Consider the following 19,805-nt stretch of genomic DNA (forward strand, 5'->3'; position numbering starts at 1 on the left):
GAAAAGGTATATAATAAGAAAAAATGAATGCGAAAGGAGTCACAATTTTGAGTAATTTATCTGAACCTTTCACCGAACCTTCATCTGATGATACCCTCGCTAAAGCGATCTTTACGGTTAACCGTCATGCAAAGACGGCGACAAATCCAAAATATTTGTATGAATTAAAGAAGCAAGCCCTCTTAAAAATGATTAAAGAAGGAAAAGCGAAAAAAAAAGGCCTTCATTTTTCTCGAAATCCAAAACATAGCCGGCAACAATCGGATGTCCTCGTTGAATGTGGTCATTATACATTTCATATACCGCCATGCAAAGAAGACTTCAGCTTACTGCCTCATTTAGGATACCTTAATGAGGAATTTCGTAATCCACGCTGCTCAATGAGTTTGTCAAAAGCAAAAGGTGTATTAGAAGCTTATACTCGATTGAAAGAAGATCAGCCAAAACATAATCCTCCAGGCCGTAAAAAGTATACAAAGCCCATTTTCAAACCGCTTGGGCAATCCTACTAGAACGAAAAAGGACGCAACCTGCCCGGCAAGGGTAAGCGTCCTTTTTCTCTTTTATAAGGCAAGTTCGTCAATATATTCAACAAGGCGCGCAATTTCTGGTTTACTCACCTGTGCATCTGCACCGACACCTTTTCCTTTATGACGGAGCTCATCTGTAATAAGAGAGGAGAAAATGATGACAGGCAATTGCTTTAATTGCGGATGCTCTTTAATGCGTTTCGTTAAATGGTGACCGTCCATTTTCGGCATTTCAATATCTGTCACAACGAGCTGCACTTTTTCAACTGTATTTTCCTGTCCAATGGTAGATTCTAAATAATCGTACGCTAACTGGCCATTTTCAAAAAACTCAATCTGGTCATATCCTGCTTCACCTAATGTGTCATGAATCAGTTTACGCAGCAGTGGTGAGTCTTCCGCGACGATAAGCCGTTTTTCAGACCTTTCTCGTTTTCCTAGACTCTGAATTTGATCGATATGAATTCCTGAATGCGGATTAATATCAACAACGATTTTTTCAAAATCAATCAGTAATATCATTGTTTCATTCATCTTGATCACACCGATAATTTGATTTTCAATGCCTTGATACATTTCAGATGGTTTCTCAATATCAGTCCAGGAAATACGATGAATACGTGTTACATTTTGCACATGAAAAACAACTTTTTGCTGATTGAATTCCGTTACGATATACTTATCTGTCGCTTGATTGTCCAATGAATCCATACCGAGTACTTTTGCCATATCGATGACCGGAAGCACTTCACCCCGCAGTTGAATAATTCCTTTAATGTGATCATGCGCATGCGGAATAAATGTGATCGGCATCGGTTGAATAATTTCCTTTACTTTCATGACATTAATACCATATTTATTATTTTGCACTTCAAATTCAACAATTTCCAATTCATTTGTACCTGATTCAAGTAAAATACCATAATCATTTGTCATAAGCCATTAGACCCCTTATACATTTTTATTTTACTATATCACGAAATAAAAAAATGCGTACGGGTGAAAAATTTAGACTTTCTTAACAATGTAAACATTAAATTTACATTATAATAACATTAGTACTTAATAAAGGTGGCTTACAAATGGAACATCGATTAAACGAACGTGTGAAAGAAATTGAAATATCCGGCATACGAAAGTTTTTCAATCTTGTCGGCACAACTGAAAACATGATTTCATTGACGATTGGACAGCCTGATTTTTATACTCCTGATCATGTAAAAGCAGCAGGTTTAGAAGCAATTGAACAAAATGCAACGGTCTATACTCCAAATGCCGGACTGCCTGATTTAAAAAAAGCAGCATCTGAATTTTACAAAAAAAAATACAATGTTTCGTACAATGCAGAATCAGAGGTCATCATTACGGTCGGGGCGAGCCAAGCGATTGATATCGCTCTTCGGACTATTTTACAGCCTGGCGATGAAGTGATCGTACCGGGGCCTGTTTATCCGGGATATGAGCCCATCATTCATTTATGCCAAGCGAAAACGCTCATGGTAAACACATCTGATCATGACTTTCGCATGACAGCAGATCTTATTGAACCAGCATTGACGAACCGAACAAAAGCAATCATTTTGCCTTACCCATCTAATCCGACTGGCGTTAGTTTAACAGATCGTGAACTTCAAGACATTGCAAAACTCGCGAAAAAACATGAATTATTCATTTTAGCGGATGAAATTTATAGTGAAATTGTTTATGAACAGCCGCACGTATCAATCGCCTCTTACCTTCCCGAGCAGACGATTGTCATTAATGGTTTGTCAAAATCACATGCTATGACTGGATGGCGTATTGGTCTTTTATTTGCGCAGGAAAACATCACTCGTCATCTATTAAAAGTTCATCAATACAACGTTTCATGCGCCTCCTCTGTTTCACAAAAAGCGGCAATTGCGGCGTTAACAGCTGGAATAGATGATGCATTGCCGATGAGAGATGAATACAAACTTCGCCGTGACAAAGCTTATAATAAAATCCAATCACTTGGATTGAAAACGGTAAAACCGGATGGTGCCTTTTATTTCTTTGTCAAATTGCCCGATGATTTTGGCGGTTCATCCTTTGACTTTTGCCTTACACTCGCGAAAAAGTACAAAGTAGCCGTTGTACCCGGCAGCGCTTTTTCCTCCGCTGGTGAAGGATGGTTCCGTCTTTCATACGCTTGCAGTATTGAAGACATTCAAGAAGGATTAGCACGTATCGAAAAATACCTTATCGATTTAAAAAAATAAAAGAAAGCAGGTTCTGTATCGAAGAGAACCTGCTTTCTTTTATTTGTTATAGGCTTTAATAAGTGCCTGTGTACCATTTTCTGCTTCACCTTGTGCTGCCAGTTTTTCATACATGTCTTTCGCCATTGACAATCCAGGCAATGTTAAGTTCATCCGTTCTGCTTCTTCAAGTGCAATTTTCATATCTTTAATAAAGTGTTTAATAAAAAAGCCTGGTGCAAAGTCCTCTCTTATCATACGAGGCGCAAGATTTGACAGCGAATAACTGCCTGCCGCACCGAGCGCTATACTTTTTAAAACTGTTTCCGGATCTAGTCCAGCTGTTTTCGCATAAGTAATTGCCTCACATACACCAATCATGTTCGATGCAATCGCAATCTGGTTTGACATTTTTGTATGCTGTCCAGCTCCTGCTCTTCCTTGATACACAATATTTTCGCCAAATGTGTTAAATAGTGGTTCCATGTCATTAAAAATAGGTTCATCGCCACCGACCATAATCGACAGTTTTCCAGACTTTGCAAAAATATCTCCACCGGAAACAGGCGCATCGAGTACAAAAATGCCTTTTTCTCTGCCTCTCTTATATAGTTCTTCAGCAAGGCTTGGTTTCGATGTTGTCATATCAATAAAGACTTGCCCGGCATGGCCCCCTTCAAAAAGACCGTTTTCTCCTATGTATACTTGCTCTACATCTTTCGGTTCTCCAATAATCGTAAAGACAACATCTGTTTCAGCTGCTAATTCAGAAGGCGTGTCACACCAGCTTGCCCCTGCCTCGAGCAGCTCGGACGCTTTTGACTTTGTTCGTGTATAGACGAACAATGGATAGCCTGCTTGTTGTAAATGAGAAGCCATATGTTTTCCCATTACCCCTATTCCAATAAACCCAACTTTTTGTTTGCTCATTTTGATGCCTCCTTTATATACTTTTCCATTGTCGCATATTTCAGAATTTTTTGCATAAAAAAAGGTCAGACGACGAATCGTCTGAACAAAAGTGAGAGAAATGGAGAATAGAAATTGGTTACCCTCTTAGTATTCCCTTATTCTCTTTTTTTACACCTATTTTTTATAGATTATTTTTGTGTAATTGCTTGAACACGCTCAATAACTTCCTCGGATGTCGGCAATGTAATAGCTTCAGCTGCCAAAGCTTCCATATCCGATTTTGACAAATGCTTCAATTGGGCACGTGCTTTCAAAATAGACGTTGCACTCATCGAGAATTCATCAAGACCTAGACCTAAAAGAAGCGGTATCGCTAATTCATCTCCAGCCATCTCACCGCACATGCCCGCCCATTTTCCTTCTTTATGAGCCGCTTCAATGACCATTTTTACGAGACGCAAAATGGACGGATTATATGGCTGGTACAAATACGAGACACGCTCATTCATCCGATCCGCAGCCATCGTATATTGAATTAAATCATTTGTGCCAATACTGAAGAAATCGACTTCTTTCGCAAACAGATCCGCAATAACAGCTGTCGATGGAATTTCAACCATAATTCCAAGCTCGATGTGTTCAGAAACGGCGGTGCCTTCTGATTCCAGCTTTGTACGTTCTTCTAAAAGTACAGCTTTCGCTTCGCGGAATTCGTTCACTGTGGCAATCATCGGGAACATAATTTTCAAATTACCGTGTACACTTGCTCGAAGCAATGCACGTAACTGCGTGCGAAAAATGTCCTGTTCTTCAAGACAAAGACGAATTGCCCGGAAGCCAAGAAACGGATTCATTTCATGCGGCAAGTTTAAATAAGGAAGTTCTTTATCGCCGCCGATATCAAGTGTACGAACAACAACTGGCTTGCCTTCCATTCCTTCAAGAACTGATTTGTATGCTGTAAACTGTTCCTCTTCCGTTGGCAAGGTATCACGGCCCATATACAAAAATTCTGTCCGATAAAGACCGATTCCTTCACCGCCATTTGCTTTGACACCTTTTAAGTCTTCAGGTGTACCAATGTTCGCAGCTAATTCTACATGGTGCCCATCTGCTGTCACCGTTTGTTCATTCACAAGCTTTGCCCATTCCTCACGTTGCTGTTGATACGCCTCACTTCGCTTTTTATATTCAGCAGCAACTTCTTCTGTCGGATTAATATGCACTTCACCTTGAAGCCCATCAATAATGATTTCATCTCCATTTTGAATCGTAGAAGTCGCGTTTTTCGTTCCAACTACTGCTGGTATTTCAAGGGAGCGCGCCATAATAGCCGAATGAGACGTCCGTCCGCCAATATCTGTTGTAAAGCCTTTTACAAATTTACGGTTTAATTGGGCCGTCATCGAAGGAGTTAAATCTTCTGCGATGACAACCACTTCTTCTGCAATCAATGCCGGTGCCGGAAGTTCAACACCGAGAAGTGCTGCTAAAACACGTTTTGTTACATCTTTAATATCCGCAGCGCGCTCCTTCATATACTCATTTTCCATCGCTTCAAACATGCTAATAAACATATTTGCCGTTTCTTCAAGGGCAATTTCCGCGTTAACAGATTCACTTTTAATTTTTTCTTCAATAGGTCCAGTCAATTCAGGATCGTTTAATACGAGTAAATGTGCTTCAAAAATAGCAGCCTTGTCATCTCCGAGATCGCGGCGCGCTTTCTCTTTTATGATTTCAAGTTCTGTTTCTGATTTTTTTAACGCATCATGGAATCGTTTTACTTCAGATTCTGTATCAGATACCGTCTGCTTTTCAACTGTAAGATCCGGCTCCAGTAGCCGATATGCTTTCGCAAAAGCAATGCCATCAGAAGCTGCAATCCCTTTTAATATACTTGCCATCAGTTTGCAAGACCTTCGCTTTTTAAGAGTGTTTCAATCGATTCAATCGCTGCTGTTTCATCACTGCCATTTACAGAAATAACAATTTCGGCGCCTTTGCCAATTCCGAGAGACATAACGCCCATAATCGATTTCAAGTTTACTGTTTTCCCCTTATATTCAAGATTGATATCGCTTGAAAATTGGCTTGCTGTTTGTACAAGAAGTGTAGCAGGACGTGCATGAATACCGGTATCCGATATTACTGTGTATGATTTTTTAGACATATGTAAGTCTCTCCTTTTTCTTTAATCTTTATTGAGAATAGCATTAATCTTTCCCTCACTCAATTATTGTGTTTTCTCCTATTGCTCTTCCTGTTAGCTTCTTCTAAAATAGACAGTTATAAAGGAGGTATATTTATCCATGTATTATAAAAGAAAAGAAGCCTTTCGTTATTCTTTTTCAGAAACCATTCCTGCTATTTGCGAAGTATATAAGCATGAGGGCGCTGTAAAAGAAAAAAAACAGTCATTTCAATGTTGCATTCTTAATTTAAGCCCTAATGGCATGAAATTTGCTTCAAAAACAGATATTGAATTACGTGACGATTACACCATTTCCATTTATTTACAAATTTCTGATTCTCTTATTCATTTTACTGGAAAAATGATTAGAAAGCGATATATAGGTTCTCTATTGGAATATGGCATTCAAGGCGATGACCTGGACGAATTAAAAAAGCAAATTATTGCTTCTTTAAAAACGTACTCGAAAGAGCATTTGAATAAACAGAGAACGTTAAAAAAATAAACCATTTATTTATCCATGACTGTTTTTAGTATAGACAGACCGGTCTTTAACTTCTAGGTATCTCGGTATATTCATAGGCTATATGTCCGCCATGTTGGGCAATCCCCCTAAAATGCTTGAAATCCGGCTGTTTTATTAATTCAGAACGGAATGCTAAAAAGTCCTCCTTTTGAATATGGATACGCCTTGCTTCTCCATTTCTAAGGATCGTTATATTTTTTTCAATTTCATCAATCGTCAAGCACCTATTCCCCCTCACCAAAATAGTCAAATAATTGTAATAATACAGTGTAAAACTCTTTACTATTTTCAAAAAATAAGGCAAACTTTACTTTAATACCTTCTCACCTTATCTACTAATCATAGAAATTTATGTGAGATTATAGTATCGTCAATTGTCGAAAAGGAGCGTTATAGATGACTAAAGCAGAAGTCGGCAACATTATTGAATTTAAAGACGGTCTTCGTGGAATCGTCGAAAAAGTAAATGAAAACTCAGTTATCGTTGATTTAACAATCATGGAAAATTTCGATGATCTTGATGTGGAAGAGAAAACGGTCGTCAACCATAAAAATTATATCATTCTCCATGCATGAAAAAAAGAGCGGAATAAAAACCCGCTCTTTTTTATTTGCTGCATATGAAACTAGTCCCTTCACTTTATGCTGATACAATGATAATACGATCTTCCTGCAATACAGCTTTTAATTTTGATGTTTCAGGATGATCATAGATAAAATCCGCAATGCCATCTTCAATTTGTTCTTGAATGACGCGTCGAAGTGGTCTCGCGCCGAATTGTGGACTATACCCAAGCTCTGCCACTTTCTCTTTTACTTCATCTGTTACATCGATTATCATATTTTGTTCCTGAAGCATGTCATTTACATCATCAATCATTAATTCTACGATTTTCTTCAAATCCTCTTTTTGAAGCGCCTGAAACTCAATAATCGAATCAAATCGATTTAAAAATTCCGGCTTAAAGTAGTCTGAAAGAGACTCTAGAAAAGAAGTGATATTCTCGGTATGCGCTTTTTCGAATCCGACTGCTACATTCTTCTTACCTGCTCCTGCATTACTCGTCATAATGATTACAGACTCTTTAAAACTTACCGTGCGTCCCTGGCTATCTGTTAAACGTCCATCTTCCATAATTTGCAGAAATACATGCTGTACATCAGGATGCGCTTTTTCAATTTCATCCAATAAAATAATGCTGTATGGATTACGTCGCACTTTTTCTGTCAGCTGTCCTGCTTCTTCAAAACCAACATATCCTGGTGGTGAGCCGATTAATTTTGATACACTATGCTTCTCCATGAATTCACTCATATCAAGACGAATGAGCGATTCCTTTGAACCAAAAAGTTCTTCAGCCAATCTTTTCGTCAACTCTGTTTTCCCGACGCCCGTTGGCCCGACAAATAAAAAGGAACCGATCGGCCGGCTTTTTGCTTTTAGCCCTGCCCGGCTTCGCCGAACAGCTTTCGCCACTTTTTTTACAGCTTCGTCCTGCCCAATCACCTTTCCGGCAAGATTTTCTTCAATATGCTTCATCTTTTGTTGTTCATCCTGCTGTAATTTCCCGACTGGAATACCGGTTTTATCCTCAATTAACGACTGAATATGTGCCGCCGTTACGTTCGGTACTGCCTGCACTGATTCTCCTTTTTCGAGCTTTGCTTCAAGAGCAGCTTCCTCATCACGAAGTGCCGCAGCTTCTTCATATGCCTCTTTTTGAAGGGCCGCGTCTTTTCGTTTCGCAATCGCCATGAGCTGTTCTTGAATCGTTTGGGCATCCGTTTCATCAATTGTCAAATTCAGCTTTGAACCTGCTTCATCAAGCAGATCAATTGCTTTATCCGGTAAAAAACGGTCCTGAATGTAGCGATGTGAAAGAGCGGCACATGCCTGAATGGCTTCATCCGTATACGTAACTTGATGGAAACCTTCATAGAACTTTTGAAGTCCTTTTAAAATGCGAACAGTTTCTTCCACATTCGGTTCTGTTACCTGTACTGGCTGAAAACGCCGTTCAAGCGCCGCATCTTTTTCAATTCGACGGTATTCTTTCAATGTTGTTGCACCAATTAACTGCAACTCGCCCCTTGCTAAAGCTGGTTTTAAAATATTCCCGGCATCCATAGAGCCTTCCGCTGATCCAGCACCGACAATTTGATGAATTTCATCAATGAACAGCAGCACATTTTTACGCTGCTGCAATTCTGAAATCAATTGTTTCATTCGCTCTTCAAACTGTCCGCGTACACCTGTTCCAGCAACGAGTGAAGCGACATCAAGCACATACACTTCTTTCGATTGCAGCTTTACTGGTACACGTCCTTCTGCAATAAGCAGTGCTAACCCCTCTGCAATGGCTGTTTTCCCTACACCTGGTTCCCCAATCAATACAGGGTTATTTTTATTTCGTCTATTTAAAATTTCAATAACACGCGCCACTTCTTTATCCCGTCCAATAAGTGGATCAATCAGGCCAGCTCTTGCCATTCCCGAAAGATTGCGGCCGAATTCATCAAGTAGTCCACTTCCGCTGCCTTGATCTGCTGACAGCATTTGCGACTGCTTCATCTGCTCTTTTGGCACATGTTCATTTTTCATGAATTCATCAAATGGAAAACCGAATGATTGAAAATGCATATTCATTCCTCCAATAGCTTTTTTCTCTGCTTTATAGCAGCTATTGCATAAATAATATTTGTTTGATTGTCCATTGACACGGACACTCATTTGTACATTTGCTTCGTTTCGCTGGCACTTTTGACATTTCATCCCTGTCATCTCCTTTTTTGACTTTGACTATCTTTGATTAATATTAGTATACTTTGACCTTCTTTGACTTTCAAGCTTTTTGCTCAAAAAAAAGTGCCCTAATTCGGACACTTTAACCAAGCGGAAACAAAACAATAAGCAATAAATCAAAAATAAGATGAGAAATAATGAGCATTGGAATGCTTTTTTTCCATATATATAGCCCTCCCCAGAAGAGACCTGCACAAAAGGCTGCCAGCATCCAGAGCCAGTGGTTTGAATAAAGAAAGACAGACGCAAATAAAGCGGCTGAAATAAGAGCGGCTGCCCATTCATTCATATAATTACTTAATCGCTTTTGAACAAAACCGCGCCAAAATAACTCTTCACCCGGAATAAAAATAAGGACAAGCACGATATAATGCCAAACAAACTGTGGAGTGAATTTTGCATAAATTGCTGATACTTGCGGTGATACGGAAAATGGCAGCAGACTCATTATCCAGAGCCCTGCCACAAATAAGGCATAAAGAACAGCACCTGATAACAGCCCATACATCATAAAGCTATTTGTTTTTTGTTGGTCGTCAATCGGTTCACTAATAATCGATATGCTCATAAAAAATAAGTTAGCGGCTGTGTAAATATACCAAAATATGTCTTGATCTGAAAACGTGACAAATAATAGTATATGTGCAGCCGCGATACTAACAATGAGTTTCCAGTCTGTCACAAAGCCTAGTCGCATCTAGAACCTCCTTTCGTTCCTGCCGCCGTCATTTTATCATACCAAATTGGGATGATCAAAATAGATTACGACAAATCTTTTACTGACAGACCAAGCTTTCGTAAAATTTTTGTCGCAGAATCTACTTCTTCTTCCGATAGGATATTAATCAAATCATGAATATTTTGTTCATGCTCCGGAAAGATGCGCTCAATCAATTCGATCCCATCCTGTGTAATTGCTGCATGGGTAATGCGACGATCTTCCGGACAGGCAACTCGTCTAAGCAGCTGTTTTTTTTCTAATTTGTCTACGACATACGTAATGCTTCCGCTTGCAAGCAATATTTTTCCACCAATTTGCTGAAGCGGCTGCGGTCCTTTATGATATAGCAGTTCCAATACGGCAAACTCTGTCGGATTAAGTCCAGTTTGCTGTATATAACGATTCACCTGTTCATTTACTACCTTATAGGCGCGTGAGAGCACGATAAATAACTTTAATGATTTTTTACTGTCTTCCATTTATAATCCCTGCCTGTCTATTCATCTTTTTGATCCTTTATTCATAAGCAGTAAACCTTAAGCGTATTAGTTGAAGATTCACTTTCCTATACGTTACACATTTTCCGCCTATTTTAAAAGAGGTTAAAGCTTAATTTCATGTTTTTAAAAGAATTGATCAAATTTCTGCTATACTGTCGTGTATAATAACCTCATGTGTTTATTTTATCATACACATGATTATTACTTTCAACTATCCTTACATAACGTCCTTACGGGCTGTTTAAAATGGGGGCATATGGCTGCCTAATAGTACAAACGACTTTCAAATTGGTGTCAAAGATGATATGTCTTTTTGTGCATTTTAAGCTTTATCTTGAACGAGTTCTTTCTCTTCAAATATAATATCAGAAGCAAAATTACAGCCTTTGCGATAAGCATGAACTAGTTCTTGTAACCATAGAATTTGTTCAATTGTAGGATTAATTTTAACTTTAGCGATAAAGCTGTTCCATTTTTCGTTTCACCTGCTTCACTAATGTACTATAATTATAACATCTAGTGGAGATACTTCCAAAGTAGAAAGGGGGGAAAGCGCAGGAGGCGTTTGCTAACGCAAAAGCGCATTCCTCCCCCACTTACTCATTGGGCTGCACCCTTCACATACCTTGTGAAGTGGGGGTATCCTGCGCTAAAACTCGATGAAAAAACGTGATTATTATTTTGATAATGTCCGGTTTGCACTCATTTTGTTTGTTGTTTTCGGTCATTTGCTTCGACCGTATATTTATGAAAGTCCGATTATTTACGCGTTGTATATGAGTATTTATTTGTTTCATATGCCCGCTTTTATTTTTGTGTCCGGATTTTTCGCTAAAGGAATTATGCGCCCAGGCTATATAAAAAAAGTCAGCCGCAAACTACTCATCCCATTCCTTATTTTTCAGGTTATTTATTCCTTGTTTTATTTCTGGATTGAGCAAGATGAAAAATTGTCCATCAGTCTGCTTATTCCAGAATGGTCACTTTGGTTTTTACTAAGCTTATTTTTTTGGAATGTTTTGTTGCGGATAACGGTAAAATGGGTGAAACCTGCGGTCGCCATCGCACTTGCTGCAGGACTGGGGCTTTTAATTGGCATAATTCCCGAGTCCCTTCACGTACTCAGCATTAGCCGCACATTTGTCTTTTTTCCATTCTTTTTAATTGGGTATTATACAAAAAGAGAATGGTTTACGCCGCTTTTTACGACATCGGCACGGATTGTTCTTCTTTTAACAGCCGTTATTTTATTTTTATTTTTTTATCAAAACACAAATATTCAAATTGAATGGCTGTTTGGCTCGGTCTCCTATAACGACCTAGGAGCAAATCCGCTGTCCGGTGTTGCATGGCGTTCGCTTATTTATATCCTTAATGGAATTATGATTATGTTTATTTTCTCTTTTGTGACGCATAAGTCCTTTTTCTTTACAGCTTGGGGACGAAATACCCTTTATGTATACTTATTGCATGGCTTTTTCATCCAAATATCAAGGCACATGAATACATTTGAACCACAGCCCTCCCTGTTTGTTTTATTTTTAACGGCCGCGGTACTCACACTTTTATTGTCATCGCCGCTCGCTGCCGCTTTGTTCCGTCCCTTTCTTGAACAAAAGCGACCTGGCTTTTTAACTAAAAAAGGAGATTGAAAAAACTTGAACATTACTGTATGTACATTAAATGCAAAATACATTCATACGAACCTCGCTATACGCTATTTAAAATCATATTGTGAAGATGCGTATAACATTCATATCGCAGAATATACAATTAAAGATCCCGCGATGAATATTGTAACGGATTTATACAGCAAAAAACCAGATGTGATTGGTTTCAGCTGCTACATTTGGAACATTGAAGAGACAATTCGTGTGGCAAGCATGATGAAAAAAGTCTTGCCCGAGTGTACCATTATATTCGGCGGTCCGGAAGTAACCTATGATGTACCGTACTGGCTTGACCGTTTAACTGATGTTGATTTTATTGTAATCGGTGAAGGTGAGGAAACATTCCGTACCCTTTTAGACGAACTTTCAGGCAGCAGAGATTTTTCAAAAGTTGCTGGAATTGGTTATAAAAAGGGCGAAAAGCATCATATTCATCCGCAAACGAATAAAATTGATTTGCGCAAGCTTCCGTCTCCATTTCATTTTGAAGAAGATCTTCCATCTCTTTCCAAACGAATTACATACATCGAAACGAGCCGCGGCTGTCCGTTCCGCTGTCAATTTTGTCTCTCCTCCATTGAGACAGGTGTCCGATATTTTGACCGGGAAAAAGTGAAAGAAGATATTCGCTTTTTAATGAAAAATGGTGCGAAAACAATTAAATTTGTAGACCGTACCTTTAATATTAGTCGCAGCTATGCCATGGAGATGTTTCAATTTTTAATTGATGAACATGTGCCAGGTACTGTTTTTCAATTTGAAATTACGGGCGATATTATGCGACCAGAAGTCATCCATTTTTTAAATGAGCATGCACCTGCAGGGCTGTTTCGCTTTGAAATTGGCGTCCAGTCAACGAATGATTCTGTCAATGAACTGGTTATGCGGAAACAAAACTGGGAAAAACTTGTCCGTACAGTCACAATGGTCAAAGATGGCGGGAAAATTGACCAGCATCTCGATTTAATTGCTGGACTGCCTGAAGAAAATTATGATTCATTCCGCAACACATTTAACGATGTATTTGCACTTCGTCCAGAAGAAATGCAGCTTGGCTTTTTGAAACTGCTGCGCGGGACAGGTCTACGTTTAAGTGCAGATCAATATGGCTATGAATACATGGATCAGTCACCTTATGAAATGCTGTCGAACCGAGTATTGCCATTTAACGATGTTATTCGTATTAAACAGACAGAAGATGTGTTGGAGAAATATTGGAATGACCATCGGACTGATGAAACGATTGAATTTATTGTAGATCATTTAGTTAAGACACCCTTTGACTTTTTCCAAGATTTTGGTGCGTACTGGGAAATGCAAGGTTGGGGACGTATTGGGCACCAGCTGGAAGATTTATTTAATCGGCTGTCTTCTTTCTTGCAGGCAGCCTATCCAGAAAAGGCAGCACAAGTTGAAAGTATTATGAAATATGATTATTTAAAAAACCAGCGCTATAAGCCACGGAAGCCATGGTGGGATGACCGCCTCGATAAAGCAGCTCGCTCGACTATTTATCGGTCACTTATTGAACAGCCTTCCATCGCTGGATTTGAATTTGAAGTACTTCGCCTTCCTGAAAAAGATTTATATAAACATACAATGATTGAGCCCGTAATGATGATGAAGCAGGATAAGCAATGGCTTGAAATAACTGGCTACATGGTAGCGTGGTTTGATCCCTCAGGCAGCGGATCCAGACTGTTTTTTCTAAAGAAAGATGAGCTGAATCTTTCCCTAAAAAAAGCATGAGGAATAAAGAAAATAAAAAAGCAGTGAACCTGATCAGGTTCACTGCTTTTTTGTTAAATATTTGTTTCTTCAATGTCCTCTTGTGGGCCTTTACTGCGAGCAACTAAGTAACCGCCCACCGCTAGAGCAATTAAAACACCCCAGAAAACTGTTTTCCACGGTGTTGATTCCGGGAAATGCTCATCGAGTACGGCAAGTGAAGGATGTGAAAGTGTAAAGACAGCAAGCTTTACCCCCACCCATCCAACAATAAGAAACGCTGTTGTTTCGAGTGTCGGATATTTTTGCAGCAAGCGGACAAACCATGTTGCCGCAAAACGCATGATCACAACACCTACGAAACCACCGGCAAACATCACAAGGAATTGACCTGTATCAATGCCGCCAATTTGCCCCCATCCTGTTTCAGGAAGCGTAACAGCGAGTGCGACCGCTGCAAGCATTGAGTCAATCGCAAAAGCGATGTCCGCAATTTCAACTTTCAAGACCGTCACCCAGAAAGAAGAGCCTTTCGTTTCTTTTTCGATTCCATGACCTTCAATACCTTCATCTTCAGCTTCGTCTTTTTCTTTCCACTTTTTATACAAGTGACTAAAACAGATGAAGAACAAGTAAAGTGCACCAATGGCCTGTACTTGCCACACTTTAACGAGAAATGAAATGAGGAACAAGGCTCCAAGACGGAACACGAATGCTCCCAATAATCCGTAAAACAACGCTTTTTTCTGCTGTACTTTCGGTAAATGCTTTACCATCACGGCCATAACGACCGCATTATCAGCAGCTAAAATCCCCTCAAGTACAACGAGGACGCCAAGTACCCAGGCGTATTCAAGTAATAATGCTGTATCCATTTTCTCTCTCCTTCCAATAATAACGTACCCACTTAAATTGATAAAAAAACGGGCGTCAAAGAACACAAAAAGCGAGACCTTTGCCTTTTATTAGGCAAAGGTCTCGCTGAGCATGTCTCGTCTTCATGCCAACAAAGCCGGTGAAAAAATATTCACGAATTGACGACTTTGTTTTAGGTTTACACCTAACGCTACTCCCCTTCGACTTTCGTCAAAAGAAAATTCAATTATAATACTTTTTTATTTTATCATTTTATTTTCCCCATGTAAACCTTTTTTCTCTGTAATGGTCGATCAAACAAACTGAATACAACCGGAATAACAAATAATGTCAAAAAAGTACTGGATAGCAAACCGCCAATAACGACAACGCCGATCGGCTGATTGATTTCCGTTCCATCACCGATGCCGGATGCAAGCGGGATGAGACCTAAAATGGTCGTGAGTGCGGTCATTAAAATGGGGCGAACGCGATCTTTTACTGACTGAACGATTGCGTCTGTTCCAGAGTAGCCTTCCTGCTTTCGCTGTAAAATGTAATCAACAATGACAATCGCATTATTAACGACAATTCCGATAAGAATTAATACGCCAATCACAGCGGGAATGCTGATCGGCAATTGTGTGACGATAAGTGAAAGCGCGACGCCAATAATCATGAGCGGTACGGTAAACATAATAACAAACGGATATTTAAATGATTCATATTGTGCAGCCATCACGATATAAATAAGCACGACTGCGAGAATCATCGCCATAATCATATCATCTTTTGAATTATTCAAAAGCTCTTGATCTCCACTATAGGAGAGCTCTGTTTCATCAGACAAGTTCAATTCTGCTACTGCTTCATCCACTTTCGATGACACATCGCCAAGATTTGCTGATGCTGCATATTGCAATGTAAATTGCACAGCATCTTGTCCATCAATTCGGCGCATACTCACAGGACCATCTTTTATTTTAATATCTGCTATCTCTTCAAGTGCAACGAAATTTCCTGATGGCGTTTTGACAAGCATACCGCGCAGCCCATTCAGGTTTTCTGTTATATCTTGATCATATCGAACATAGACGGTTTTTACATTTGATGATGCTTCTTCAATAATTTGTGTCGCAAGGACACCTCGTGTTGCATCATTAACGATTTGTGCGACTTGCGCGGGTACGAATCCGGCTGCCTGTGCTTCTCGACGATTTACGGTTATTTGAATCTCTTTCACCGTATCATCACGGTTGGTTTGCACTTCAGTCACACCATTAATACCCTTCACTGCTGCTTCGATATCAACTACTGCTTCATCAAGACGGGCTTTATTTGCATCCCTAACATTGAATGTCAATGTTTGTGGCGCAGTACCTGATGCCGATTGCAAACTGAATATGACCTCTGCTGTTTCATTAACCGAACGGGCTGCTTTTTCAGCTGCTGGTTTCACATCATCCACAAGGTCAAAAATCGATCGGTCGCGCTCTTCCCTCATTTTCACATACAATTCTGCTTCATTCTCTTTGCCAGTGCCACGAAAGGAATCTTCCTGTGTAGAACCGATTAAACTGACATACACTTGCGTGTCTTTTTCGTTAGCTACTACCTTTTCCACTGCTTTTACCACTTTTTCCGTATCTTCAAGCGATGTCCCATGTTCAGTTTCCACACGAATTGTAACAAAGCCTTCATCCGTCGGCGGCAGAAACTGTGTACCCGTTTTCATTAAACCAAAAATACCGCCGAGCATAAGCACAAAGGCAATACTAAGTACGATGAAACGATGAGCAAGCGACCATCTAACTGCTTTTTCAAGCAGGATAAGTTGGCGTGATTTTTGTCGTTTTATTTCTATATTTTCAGGTATTGCCGTTAAATAACGGCTCGCCATCATCGGAATGACCGTTAAGGCGACAATAAGTGATGCCAGTAAACTAAATGAAATCGTCAATGCAAATTCTTTAAATATTTGTCCAAGAATACCTGAAATAAAGACAACCGGCAAAAAGACAGCAACTGTCGTAAGTGTGGACGCCGTAATCGCCATACCTACTTCTTTCGTCCCATCATAGGCTGCTTTCTTCGGGTCTTTCCCCATTGAAAGATGTCGATATATGTTTTCAATAACGACAATGGCATTATCGACAAGCATCCCGATGCCAAGTGCAAGTGCACCGAGTGTCATAATATTTAAATTAAATCCAGCAAAAAACATGAGAACAAAAGTCATAATGACCGAATATGGAATGGCTACACCAATAATAAGCGGACTTTTAATGTTACGCAAAAAGAAAAACAAGACGATCATTGCAAGCGCGCCTCCGACAATAAGCGAGTTGGCAATGTTACCGATCGCAAGACGAATATAGTCACCTTGGTCAAATAAAATGTCGGCCTGCACCCCTTCATATTGATCTCTTGATAACAATTCATCTAACTTTTTTTGAAATCCTTTTGATACATCCGCTGTATTCGCGTCTGATTCCTGCAGAACATTTAGCAATAGGGCTGGTCTTTCATTCGCGCGTGTCACTGTATCTTCATTTAGCGGCTTCAATTCCACTGTTGCTATATCAGAAATCCTGACTTCTTCTCCACTTAAAGGGTTAACGGATATCGTTAAATTTTCAATATCAGCCGCCTTCGTTAACTGACTCATAATACGTGTTGTTAATGTTTGTCCTTCTGATTCAACGGTATTACCTGGCAATGAAATGTTGTTAGCTTGAATCAATTGGACGACATCCGACTGACCGATCCCATATTTCTCAAGCTTCTCTTCATCGAGTTCAACAATCACTTCATTAGTTGTAACACCCGTTACCGATACATTCGCTACTCCTTCTATTGACGATAAATCCGTCTGCAATGTTTTGGATAACGGCTCAAGATCAATCTCTCCATCTGATTGCAAGGATAGCTGAATAATTGGAAATTGAGACGGATCAAATTTCAAAAACTGTGGTTCACCAGCCCCCGTTGGCATTGGTGTCTGTCCGATTCGCTGCAACACATCATTTTGAACATCATCAATATTTGTGCTCCATGAAAACTCAAGCAAAATAAAATTGGAGCCTTCCTGTGATGTCGATGTAATCGTCTCAATTCCTGGGAGGGTCGATAAATTTGCCTCAAGCGGCTTTGTAATTTTTTCAGACACTTCTTCTGGTCCTGCCCCGTCATATGTCGTCACGACAACCGCAATCGGCGGATTTAAATCCGGAATGAGTTTCAATGGAATACGCATCAACGACACGATGCCTAGAATAATTACTAAAAACATTAAGACCGTCGTAAAAACCGGCCGATCAATGGAGAATTTACTGATGTTCAATCTTTTCCCCCCTCTGCGGTTCACGTTGCTGTCTTTTAACTATTCCTAATATTTCCTTAGGTTAACAATTTCAAACGTGTCTAATTCCACAACAAAACCGACCTGTTCATAAACAGATCGGTTTGATGTCGATATCGCCCAGCCCTTGTATCTACACAAAATCATTCATATTTGACCGGCTAAACAAATGACCTTTCACTTTAGCCCATTAAATTGTAAAGTCGGATGTTTTCGTGTTTATCCTGGAACCAGCGCAGCGCAAAATCATTTTCAAATAAAAAGACGAGTTTGCCTGCACGGTCTCGAACAAGCGTGCTTCTTGATGAGGACATAGAATCTTTGATGTCTTCTTCATTCTCTATCCAGCGTGCAATTTTCGATCCAATTGATTCCATTCTCACTTCCGAGTTGTATTCGCCTAGCATACGGTGTTGGAATACTTCAAATTGAAGCTGGCCGACTGCACCAAGAATGTATTCTTCCGTACGTACCGTTTTGTATAATTGTATGGCACCTTCCTGAACGAGCTGATCGATTCCTTTATGAAAACTTTTTTGTTTCATTACATTTTTCGCTGCTACTTTCATAAACAATTCCGGCGTGAACTGCGGCAATTTTTCATATTGAAAGATCGGTTTACCGCCAGTGACTGTATCACCGATCTGATAATTACCAGTGTCATACAAACCAATGATGTCGCCGCTTACCGCTTCATTAACCGTGCTCCGGTCATCCGCAAGAAATTGTGTGGACTGCGATACTTTCGTTGTTTTGCCCGTTCGTGCAAGTGTCACAGCCATCCCACGCTCAAACCTCCCTGAACAAATGCGTAAAAAAGCGATCCGATCACGATGAGCTGGATTCATATTTGCCTGTATTTTAAAAATAAAGCCTGAAAATTGTTCATTTAATGGATCAATTTCACCAATATCTGCTATTCGCGACTGCGGCGCCGGTGCAAACTGCAAATATGTTTCTAAAAACGTCTGCACACCGAAGTTTGTCAACGCACTGCCGAAAAAGACAGGTGACAATTCTCCGGAATTAATTTTCTCATGTGAGAATTCATTTCCTGCTTCTTCAAGCAACATAATGTCATCCATCGCCTCTCTATAAAGAGAAGATTGTTTAATCGGATGATCGGCGGCGATGTGCCCTTCTTCATCAAGCGATAAAAAACGATCTGCTTCTTCTGTCCGGAACTGTTCGACCCGTTTGTTATAACGGTCGTAAATACCGAAAAACTCTTTTCCCATTCCGATCGGCCAATTCATTGGATATGACTGAATGCCAAGGACTTCTTCTAATTCTTCTAACAGTTCAAGCGGCATTTTCCCTTGACGGTCAAGCTTGTTAATAAATGTAAAGATTGGAATGCCCCGCATGCGGCATACTTTAAATAGTTTTAATGTTTGTGCTTCAATTCCTTTAGCTGCATCGACAATCATTACCGCACTGTCTACAGCCATAAGCGTTCGATATGTATCTTCACTAAAATCTTGATGCCCCGGTGTGTCCAAAATATTGACATTAAAGTCTTTGTACGCAAACTGCATAACAGATGATGTAACCGATATGCCACGTTGCTTTTCAATTTCCATCCAATCAGATGTGGCAAATTTCCCAGACTTTTTCCCTTTTACTGTTCCCGCATCTCGAATCGCGCCTCCAAATAAAAGAAGCTTTTCAGTCATTGTTGTTTTTCCGGCATCCGGATGGGAAATAATCGCAAATGTCCGTCTTGATAATACGTCTTCTTTAAATGATGTCATACTTTTCCTTCCTTTCCATTCTTACACGTTTA

At 39.7% G+C, this 19,805-nt stretch carries 17 protein-coding genes; 6 read left to right on the top strand and 11 right to left on the bottom strand.

All coding sequences use genetic code 11. From position 1 onward, the window contains the following. Positions 1-47: 47 nt before the first annotated feature. Complete coding sequence (locus tag ACZYRN_RS10005; RefSeq protein ID WP_488911411.1) at positions 48-512, top strand: YkyB family protein; 465 nt, start codon at positions 48-50, stop codon at positions 510-512. A 51-nt stretch (positions 513-563) separates the two neighbouring features. On the opposite strand, the gene ACZYRN_RS10010 is transcribed toward ACZYRN_RS10005, so the two are convergent. Continuing rightward, positions 564-1,466 (bottom strand): chemotaxis protein, encoded by a 903-nt coding sequence (locus ACZYRN_RS10010; protein WP_488911412.1) that lies wholly within the window; start codon positions 1,464-1,466, stop codon positions 564-566. A gap of 146 nt (positions 1,467-1,612) precedes the next feature. Here ACZYRN_RS10010 and ACZYRN_RS10015 point away from each other — a divergent pair, with 146 nt between their 5' ends. Next, entirely contained in the window at positions 1,613-2,770 is a 1,158-nt protein-coding gene (locus ACZYRN_RS10015) for an aminotransferase A (protein WP_488911413.1), read from the top strand. 39 nt (positions 2,771-2,809) lie between these two features. Here ACZYRN_RS10015 and ACZYRN_RS10020 read toward each other — a convergent pair whose 3' ends face one another. The 3 genes from ACZYRN_RS10020 to ACZYRN_RS10030 all read right to left on the bottom strand — a co-directional run bounded on the left by ACZYRN_RS10020 (position 2,810) and on the right by ACZYRN_RS10030 (position 5,834). Beyond that, entirely contained in the window at positions 2,810-3,685 is an 876-nt protein-coding gene (locus tag ACZYRN_RS10020) for an NAD(P)-dependent oxidoreductase (RefSeq protein WP_488911751.1), read from the bottom strand. Positions 3,686-3,849: 164 nt separating this feature from the next. Continuing rightward, positions 3,850-5,568 (bottom strand): phosphoenolpyruvate--protein phosphotransferase, encoded by a 1,719-nt coding sequence (gene ptsP, locus ACZYRN_RS10025; protein WP_488911414.1) that lies wholly within the window; start codon positions 5,566-5,568, stop codon positions 3,850-3,852. Then, positions 5,568-5,834, bottom strand: a complete 267-nt coding sequence (locus tag ACZYRN_RS10030) for a phosphocarrier protein HPr (protein ID WP_488911415.1) — start codon at positions 5,832-5,834, stop codon at positions 5,568-5,570. Before ACZYRN_RS10030 ends, ptsP begins: the two co-directional genes overlap by 1 nt. 139 nt (positions 5,835-5,973) lie before the next feature. Between ACZYRN_RS10030 and ACZYRN_RS10035 the strand changes: the two genes are divergently transcribed. After that, on the top strand, positions 5,974-6,360 hold the full coding sequence (locus ACZYRN_RS10035) for a PilZ domain-containing protein (protein ID WP_488911416.1): 387 nt from the start codon (positions 5,974-5,976) through the stop codon (positions 6,358-6,360). 46 nt (positions 6,361-6,406) lie between these two features. Here the strand turns inward: ACZYRN_RS10035 and ACZYRN_RS10040 are convergent, their stop codons facing one another. After that, positions 6,407-6,601 (bottom strand): hypothetical protein, encoded by a 195-nt coding sequence (locus ACZYRN_RS10040; RefSeq protein ID WP_488911417.1) that lies wholly within the window; start codon positions 6,599-6,601, stop codon positions 6,407-6,409. A gap of 176 nt (positions 6,602-6,777) precedes the next feature. Between ACZYRN_RS10040 and ACZYRN_RS10045 the strand changes: the two genes are divergently transcribed. Continuing rightward, complete coding sequence (locus ACZYRN_RS10045) at positions 6,778-6,957, top strand: YkvS family protein (RefSeq protein ID WP_488911419.1); 180 nt, start codon at positions 6,778-6,780, stop codon at positions 6,955-6,957. 64 nt (positions 6,958-7,021) lie between these two features. Here the strand turns inward: ACZYRN_RS10045 and ACZYRN_RS10050 are convergent, their stop codons facing one another. From ACZYRN_RS10050 to ACZYRN_RS10060, 3 genes are all read right to left on the bottom strand, one after another. Further along, positions 7,022-9,154 carry an ATP-dependent Clp protease ATP-binding subunit gene (locus ACZYRN_RS10050; RefSeq protein WP_488911420.1) on the bottom strand — a complete coding sequence of 711 codons (2,133 nt, stop codon included), beginning with the start codon at positions 9,152-9,154 and terminating at the stop codon, positions 7,022-7,024. Between the two features lie 112 nt (positions 9,155-9,266). After that, positions 9,267-9,881, bottom strand: coding sequence for a CPBP family intramembrane glutamic endopeptidase (locus ACZYRN_RS10055; protein WP_488911421.1), 615 nt, complete (start codon positions 9,879-9,881; stop codon positions 9,267-9,269). 65 nt (positions 9,882-9,946) lie between these two features. Further along, entirely contained in the window at positions 9,947-10,384 is a 438-nt protein-coding gene (locus ACZYRN_RS10060) for a MarR family winged helix-turn-helix transcriptional regulator (protein WP_488911422.1), read from the bottom strand. 680 nt (positions 10,385-11,064) lie between these two features. Between ACZYRN_RS10060 and ACZYRN_RS10065 the strand changes: the two genes are divergently transcribed. Further along, complete coding sequence (locus ACZYRN_RS10065) at positions 11,065-12,057, top strand: acyltransferase family protein (RefSeq protein ID WP_488911423.1); 993 nt, start codon at positions 11,065-11,067, stop codon at positions 12,055-12,057. Between the two features lie 6 nt (positions 12,058-12,063). After that, on the top strand, positions 12,064-13,824 hold the full coding sequence (locus ACZYRN_RS10070) for a B12-binding domain-containing radical SAM protein (RefSeq protein ID WP_488911424.1): 1,761 nt from the start codon (positions 12,064-12,066) through the stop codon (positions 13,822-13,824). A 53-nt stretch (positions 13,825-13,877) separates the two neighbouring features. Here the strand turns inward: ACZYRN_RS10070 and ACZYRN_RS10075 are convergent, their stop codons facing one another. The 3 genes from ACZYRN_RS10075 to ACZYRN_RS10085 form a co-directional block, all read right to left on the bottom strand. After that, on the bottom strand, positions 13,878-14,678 hold the full coding sequence (locus ACZYRN_RS10075; protein WP_488911425.1) for a TerC family protein: 801 nt from the start codon (positions 14,676-14,678) through the stop codon (positions 13,878-13,880). A 248-nt stretch (positions 14,679-14,926) separates the two neighbouring features. After that, positions 14,927-18,001 (bottom strand): efflux RND transporter permease subunit, encoded by a 3,075-nt coding sequence (locus tag ACZYRN_RS10080; RefSeq protein ID WP_488911426.1) that lies wholly within the window; start codon positions 17,999-18,001, stop codon positions 14,927-14,929. Positions 18,002-18,201: 200 nt separating this feature from the next. Then, positions 18,202-19,773, bottom strand: a complete 1,572-nt coding sequence (locus ACZYRN_RS10085) for a peptide chain release factor 3 (protein WP_488911427.1) — start codon at positions 19,771-19,773, stop codon at positions 18,202-18,204. Positions 19,774-19,805: the final 32 nt, after the last annotated feature.

The organism is Domibacillus sp. F004 (assembly GCF_057814295.1).

Bases quoted from the DNA above. Each gene is read 5' to 3' on its own strand.
- ACZYRN_RS10010 (WP_488911412.1), bottom strand. From the start codon at position 1,466: ATGACAAATGATTATGGTATTTTACTTGAATCAGGTACAAATGAATTG.
- ACZYRN_RS10015 (WP_488911413.1), top strand. From the start codon at position 1,613: ATGGAACATCGATTAAACGAACGTGTGAAAGAAATTGAAATATCCGGC.
- ptsP (WP_488911414.1), bottom strand. From the start codon at position 5,568: ATGGCAAGTATATTAAAAGGGATTGCAGCTTCTGATGGCATTGCTTTT.
- ACZYRN_RS10030 (WP_488911415.1), bottom strand. From the start codon at position 5,834: ATGTCTAAAAAATCATACACAGTAATATCGGATACCGGTATTCATGCA.
- ACZYRN_RS10035 (WP_488911416.1), top strand. From the start codon at position 5,974: ATGTATTATAAAAGAAAAGAAGCCTTTCGTTATTCTTTTTCAGAAACC.
- ACZYRN_RS10045 (WP_488911419.1), top strand. From the start codon at position 6,778: ATGACTAAAGCAGAAGTCGGCAACATTATTGAATTTAAAGACGGTCTT.
- ACZYRN_RS10050 (WP_488911420.1), bottom strand. From the start codon at position 9,154: ATGAAATGTCAAAAGTGCCAGCGAAACGAAGCAAATGTACAAATGAGT.
- ACZYRN_RS10055 (WP_488911421.1), bottom strand. From the start codon at position 9,881: ATGCGACTAGGCTTTGTGACAGACTGGAAACTCATTGTTAGTATCGCG.
- ACZYRN_RS10060 (WP_488911422.1), bottom strand. From the start codon at position 10,384: ATGGAAGACAGTAAAAAATCATTAAAGTTATTTATCGTGCTCTCACGC.
- ACZYRN_RS10065 (WP_488911423.1), top strand. From the start codon at position 11,065: ATGAAAAAACGTGATTATTATTTTGATAATGTCCGGTTTGCACTCATT.
- ACZYRN_RS10075 (WP_488911425.1), bottom strand. From the start codon at position 14,678: ATGGATACAGCATTATTACTTGAATACGCCTGGGTACTTGGCGTCCTC.
- ACZYRN_RS10085 (WP_488911427.1), bottom strand. From the start codon at position 19,773: ATGACATCATTTAAAGAAGACGTATTATCAAGACGGACATTTGCGATT.